Source organism: Kitasatospora sp. NPDC059747, from assembly GCF_042732955.1.
In the GTDB taxonomy this organism is placed as follows: Bacteria; Actinomycetota; Actinomycetes; order Streptomycetales; family Streptomycetaceae; genus Kitasatospora.
This window is the reverse complement of sequence record NZ_JBHWGV010000098.1, coordinates 13,878-19,504: the sequence shown is the minus strand read 5'-3', so window position 1 is coordinate 19,504 and position 5,627 is coordinate 13,878. Positions and strand designations below refer to the sequence as shown.

The 5,627-nt window shown below is 76.4% G+C and carries 3 protein-coding genes and 1 pseudogene; 2 read left to right on the top strand and 2 right to left on the bottom strand.

What is annotated here, in order from left to right:
* Window positions 1-137 precede the first annotated feature (137 nt).
* Window positions 138-1,982 carry a tetratricopeptide repeat protein gene (locus ACFV4G_RS32645; RefSeq protein WP_380445774.1) on the top strand — a complete coding sequence of 615 codons (1,845 nt, stop codon included), beginning with the start codon at window positions 138-140 and terminating at the stop codon, window positions 1,980-1,982.
* Between the two features lie 84 nt (window positions 1,983-2,066).
* Here ACFV4G_RS32645 and ACFV4G_RS32640 read toward each other — a convergent pair whose 3' ends face one another.
* Both ACFV4G_RS32640 and ACFV4G_RS32635 read right to left on the bottom strand, forming a co-directional pair.
* A complete protein-coding gene (locus ACFV4G_RS32640) occupies window positions 2,067-3,206 on the bottom strand; it encodes a DUF3800 domain-containing protein (protein WP_380445772.1) in 1,140 nt (379 codons plus the stop codon).
* Between the two features lie 81 nt (window positions 3,207-3,287).
* On the bottom strand, window positions 3,288-4,889 hold the full coding sequence (locus tag ACFV4G_RS32635) for an ABC-F family ATP-binding cassette domain-containing protein (protein WP_380445771.1): 1,602 nt from the start codon (window positions 4,887-4,889) through the stop codon (window positions 3,288-3,290).
* A gap of 240 nt (window positions 4,890-5,129) precedes the next feature.
* Here ACFV4G_RS32635 and ACFV4G_RS32630 point away from each other — a divergent pair.
* Window positions 5,130-5,627 (top strand): annotated as a pseudogene (locus tag ACFV4G_RS32630) (alpha-L-glutamate ligase); the annotation flags it as partial.

The window sequence follows — 5,627 nt, the reverse complement described above, 5'->3', positions numbered from 1 at the left end:
CGGGCACCCCGCCCCACCCCCCCCGCCCCCCCCCCCGCGGCCCCCCGCGGGCGCGCGCCCCGCGGGCCCCCCCCGCGCCCCCCCGGCGCGCGCCCGCCCCGGCGCCGCCGCGGCAGACCGCCGGCGGCGAGGGCCAGGTGATCCAGCAGCTGACGGGCGGCCCGGAGCTGGTGCGGCGCTACCTGAGCGGCCCGGGCAACTACTTCTCGGAAATCGAGCACGCCCTGGTCACCGTCGCACTCGACGCCCGGCGGCTGGGGCACCCGGGTGCGGTGCCCGGCGCGCTGCTGGCCGAGGCAGTAGCGGGCTACCTTCCCGCGACCGCGCGGGTCACCGTGGCCTCCGACTGGTTCGAGGAGGCGGTCGGGGCGCTGAGCCGACAGGTCGGCGGGGCGCTGTCCGCCCTGGTTCCCGAGCGGATCGAAGCCGGTCTCGGAGCGCCGGACGCCTACCGTCCTGCGGACTACCTCGACCAGAGCGTACGCCCCACGCGAACCCACCTCGCCCCGCCCGAGCAGTTCTGGCTGGCCGCAGCCGACCACGCCCGCTCGGCCGAGGCGCTGCGGGCGCTGGGATCGGCCGCCTACCTGCGCCGCCGCTACCAGCACGCGGCGCGGCTCTACCGGCGGGCGGCCGAGCTGGGCAGTTCGGCCGCCCGGCAAGCGCTCGTGCTGCTCCTGGCGGAGGTGGCCGACCGGGCAGGCGCGGTGTCGGCGGCCGGCACTGACCCCAGCGCCTGGTACGCGCTGGGCTCGGCGTGCGAGGAGGACGGCGACAGGGACGGCGCGTACCGCGCCTTCGCGCAGTCCGCCCACCGGGGCGACATGTGGGCCTGGGTCGCGCTGGCCCGGCTACGGGAACAGGACGGGGACCGCGCCGGCGCCGAGCAGGCAGCTGAGGAAGGCGCGCGGGCCGGTACCGCGCAGGCTTGGCTGAGCCTCGCGCGGCAGCGCGAACGGCTGGGCGAGGAGGAACCGGCCCGCTCGGCCTACCAGCGGGCGGTCACGGCCGGCGAGGCCTCGGCCTGGCTGGGGCTGGGCAAGTCGAGCGAGCGGGCCGGCGATCACGCCGAGGCACAGACCGCCTACCATCAGGCAGCCGCCGGCGGGGTGACATCGGCCTGGACGTACCTGGTGCACCTGCACTCGGCCACACAGGACGAAGAGAACGCGGTGCTGGCGGCCGAGCAGGCCGCGGCGGTGGGCCGAGCCGAGGCCTGGACCGTCCTCGGGCGGCTCCGGGAGCAACGTGGTGATCTTGTCGGTGCCGCCGAGGCCTTCGGTGCGGCGGCAGCTGTCGGGGAGAGCAACGCGTTGAGCCACCTGGCCCGCTTGCGGGAGGGCGCCGACGACCACGAAGGCGCGGAACAAGCGGCCCGCGAGGCGGCGCGGGTCGGCGATGGTGAGGCCTGGGGCGTGCTCGCCCGGCTACGGACGCAAGCAGGGACCGACGCGGAGGCGGCCGCAGCCGAGGCGGCCCGGCTCGGGCACACCGACGCGTGGACCATGCTTGCCAGGCACCGGGAGACGGCGGGCGATGCCACGGGCGCCGACCGGGCGGCCGAGGAAGCCGCCACGAGCGGAGACCCCCACGCGTGGGCCGCGCTCGCCCGCATCCGTGAGCGCGCCGGCGACCAGGCGGGGGCGGCCCGGGCGGCGGCCCGGGCCGAGGAAACCGGTGGGCTCGGCGCCTGGACGGCACTCGGCCGGGTCAGGGAGGAGCGCGGGGACATCGAGACCGCCGAGCAGGCGTACGAGGCGGCGGCGCGGGCCGGCGACCCCGAGGCCTGGGTCGGTCTCGGCCGGGTGCACGAGGCAGCCGGCCGCTGGTCGAGCGCCGAGACGGCCTACCGCACAGGCGTGAACGCGGGCGACACCGACGCCTGGGAGGGCCTGCTGCGGGTGCTGGGGCGGCGCCACCGTACAGCGAATCCCGGACGGTTCGGCCTCGACGCCGAGGGCCGCTTCGCCGAAGGTCTGTGACCGCTGGGGCTTCGTTCGCGTGAAGTGATTCCGGTCCGGCGCTCGTCAGCCATGACCGCACGGTGCCTCCGGCCCGGCGGAAGGTCAATGGCGTTCCGTCAGGCCGTCGTCCCGGGCGAACGGACGGCGGTCCAGAAGCGCGTCGTAGTGGTCCTCGCCGAGCAACTGCATGAGCTCGCGCAGGTCGCCTCCCGGCTCGGCGGGCCGGTCGTGCTGGATCCAGGAGTACAGGTTCTCCAGCGAGTTGGGCCACAGCTTCAGTCCGGCGCCGGACAGGTCCCCGTCCTCGCGGCGGTGGATCAGCTCCAGCAGCGGTTCCCGCAGCGCCAGCCCGCTCTTCTGGCCGGCGACCAGGGCCGTCGTGGCGCCGACGACCAGGTCGGCGAGCTGAAGGCCGGGCAGGTGGTCGGACGGGCCCATGACGAAGCGGTTCACGATCCGGGAGGCGCTCGTGTACTCGGTTCCGTGGTCCGTCAGCTTCCTGGTGGCCGCGAGCCAGCCGGCGTCATGGCCGCGCAGGGAGTGCTTCTGGTCGAAGATCACCGTGCCGAGCCCGTCCCGGTCGGACAGGCCCATGCTGATCCGCTCGTAGAGCAGCTTCAGCAGCCACTTCTCGCGGTGCGCGGCCGGGCTCGGATCGCGTTCCTCGTCCCACACCACCGTCGCCGTCCACGCCCCGCACTCGGCGGCCGCCGCCAGCAGGGCCCGCTGCATCGGCTCGCGCCCCTGGGCGCCGAGCGCGAACTGCGCCGGCTGCCGCTTGCGGTCCGGCGACCACTTCAACTCCTCGTCACCGAGCCCGAAATCGGCCCGGATCCCGGCCGCGCGGGCGGCGAAGACCGACAGCAGCTCTCCGGGCAGCGCGACCGCGCCGTACGCCTGCAGCGTCCCCAGCCCCGCGCGCTGCACGTGCTGGGCGCGCACGGTGGTCTCGTCGACGAAGACGGTCACCGGCTCCGCCGGACGGTCGGCGGCGTCCAGCAGCCGGGCCGCCGCCCGCAGGCCGATCAGTTCGCCCAACTGCTCTTGCGCCGCCACCTGTTGGGCGAGTGACTCGTGTGCCGCCGGCAGGTCCCCGTCCCGGCGGGCCTCGGCCAGGCGCTGCCCGCTCGCCCGGTACGCGTCGAGCGCCTCCCCCGCCGCTCGCACCTGGTGCGGGGCGGCCCATCGGGCAATCAGCACCTGCCGCCGCGTCGCCGCCGCCCGCCGCTGGTCCTCGCGCATCCATCCCCCTGGTTCCCGTCCGGGGGGGCCGGGCGCGGCCCCGGGGGCGGGGCGCGCGCGGGCGCGCCGCGCGCGCCGGCGTCACGAGAGGCCGACGAGGTCCAGGTACGAGTCGCTCCACAGGTCCTCGTCGCCGTCCGGGAGGAGGAGGACGCGGTCCGGGCGGAGGGCCTCGATGGCGCCCGGGTCGTGGGTGACCATCACGATCGCGCCCGGGTACGTGCCGACGGCGCCCAGGACCTCGGCCCGCGAGGCCGGGTCGAGGTTGTTGGTGGGCTCGTCGAGGAGGAGCACGTTGGCGCCGGAGTGGACGAGTCCGGCCAGCGCCAGGCGGGTCTTCTCGCCGCCGGACAGGACGCCGGCGGGCTTGTCGGCGTCGTCGCCGCTGAACAGGAACGCGCCGAGCACGCGCCGCAGTTCGCCGTCGGTGAGGGCGGGGGCGGCCAGGGCGAGGTTGTCCCGGACGGTGAGCGCCGGGTCGAGGGTGTCGTGTTCCTGGGCGAAGTAGCCGAGCCGCAGGCCGGGGCCGGGCACGACGCGGCCCGAGTCCGGGGTCACGTGGCCGGCCAGGATCCGCAGCAGGGTCGTCTTGCCGGCGCCGTTGAGGCCGAGGATGACCAGCCGGGAGCCGCGGTCGACGGCGAGGTCCAGTCCGCCGAGGACGGGCCGGCCGCCGTAGGCCTTGGCGAGGCTGACCGCGCCGAGCGGCATGCGGCCGCACGGTTCGGGCTCGGGCAGCCGGATCCGGGCGACGCGCTCGGCCTGGCGGACGGGCTCCAGGTCGGCGAGCATCCGGTCGGCGCGGCGGGCCATGTTGCGGGCGGCGGTCGCGGTGGCGACGTTGGCCCGCATCTTGTCGGCCTGGGCGTTGAGCGAGGCGGCCTTGCGCTCGGCGTTGGCCCGCTCGCGGGCGCGCCGGCGCTCGTCGGCCTCGCGCTGGGTGAGGTAGGCCCGCCAGCCGGTGTTGTGGACGTCGATGGTGGCGCGCTGCGGGTCGACGTGGAAGACCCGGTTGACGGTGTCGGCGACCAGGCCGATGTCGTGGCTGATCAGCACGAGCCCGCCGGGGTGGCCGGCCAGGAAGCCGCGCAGCCAGGTGACGGAGTCGGCGTCCAGGTGGTTGGTGGGCTCGTCGAGCAGCAGGGTGCCGTGGTCGGCGAACAGGATCCGGGCCAGTTCGACCCGGCGCCGCTGGCCGCCGGACAGCGCGCCGACCGGGCCGGACATGACGCGGGTGGGCAGCCCGAGCCCGGCCGCGACCCGGGCGGCCTCGGCCTCGGCCGCGTAGCCGCCGCGCGACTGGAACGCGGCCTCGGCCCGCACGTAGGCGTCCATCGCCCGCCGCTCGGCGGCCGGTCCTTCGGCCAGCGTCATCGCCTCCTCGGCGGTGCGCAGGGCGCGGACGGCGGCGTCGAGGCCGCGGGCGGACAGGATGCGGTCGGTGACGGTGACGGCGGGGTCGGCGGCGCGGGAGTCCTGCGGGAGGTAGCCGACCGCGCCGGTGCGGGTGACGGTGCCGGCGGCGGGGGCCAGCTCGCCGGCGAGCGTGGCGAGCAGGGTCGTCTTGCCGGCGCCGTTGCGGCCGACCAGGCCGATCCGGTCGCCGGGGGCGATGTGCAGGCTGACGTCGGACAGGAGGAGACGGGCGCCGACGCGCACGTCGACACCACGGGTGGTGATCATGGGATAACGCTCCGAAACAGCGAACGGACACACGGGTGGCGTGGAGGCGGGTCCGTCAGCTAGGAAATTCGGGGCGTGGACATGGGGCCGAGGGTACCCGGGCGGGCGGGGGCCCGCATCCGGATTAACGGCGGCGGGCCGGAGCGGGCTCACGGCGGATGCGATTTCGGCCACCGAGACGCGTGAATGGCGCACAAGGCCTCCTTGTCCCGTGCGCGCCCGCATCGCTTCCATGACGGCATGAGCCGACGAGAATTCGTTCTTCTGACCGACCACGGCTCGACCGAGGGCACCCGGGACGCGATGGCCACCGCCGTCCGGAGGCTGACCGGCCGGGAACCCGTCCTGGTGGACGCGCGGCACTTCATGACGGACGACGCCGACGGGCTCGGCGGCACCGGCCGCATCGAGGCCGGCGGCAACGGCCTCGTACGGCTGGAGGCGGACGGGCGCGCCGTGACGACGGACACGGTGGTCGTCTACGAGATCCCGCCGCACCGGCGCCCCGCGTTCGCGCACTGCCAGCGGCTGCTGCGCGTCCACGGCGTCCGTTCGCTCGGCACCGACGCCGCGGCCTGGCGCGCGGCCACCGAGAAGGACGTCACGGTGGCCTGCTTCACCCGCGACGGCGTGCCGCACATGCCGACGATCGCGCTGTCCCGGCCGAGCCCGGCGGCCGGGGGGGGGCGCGGGCGGGGGCCCACCCCGCGCGCGCGGCGCGGGGCGGCGCGGGGGGGC

Excerpts from the sequence above, each read along its gene's own strand:
- ACFV4G_RS32635 (WP_380445771.1), bottom strand. The coding sequence starts at position 4,889 with ATGATCACCACCCGTGGTGTCGACGTGCGCGTCGGCGCCCGTCTCCTC.
- ACFV4G_RS32640 (WP_380445772.1), bottom strand. The coding sequence starts at position 3,206 with ATGCGCGAGGACCAGCGGCGGGCGGCGGCGACGCGGCGGCAGGTGCTG.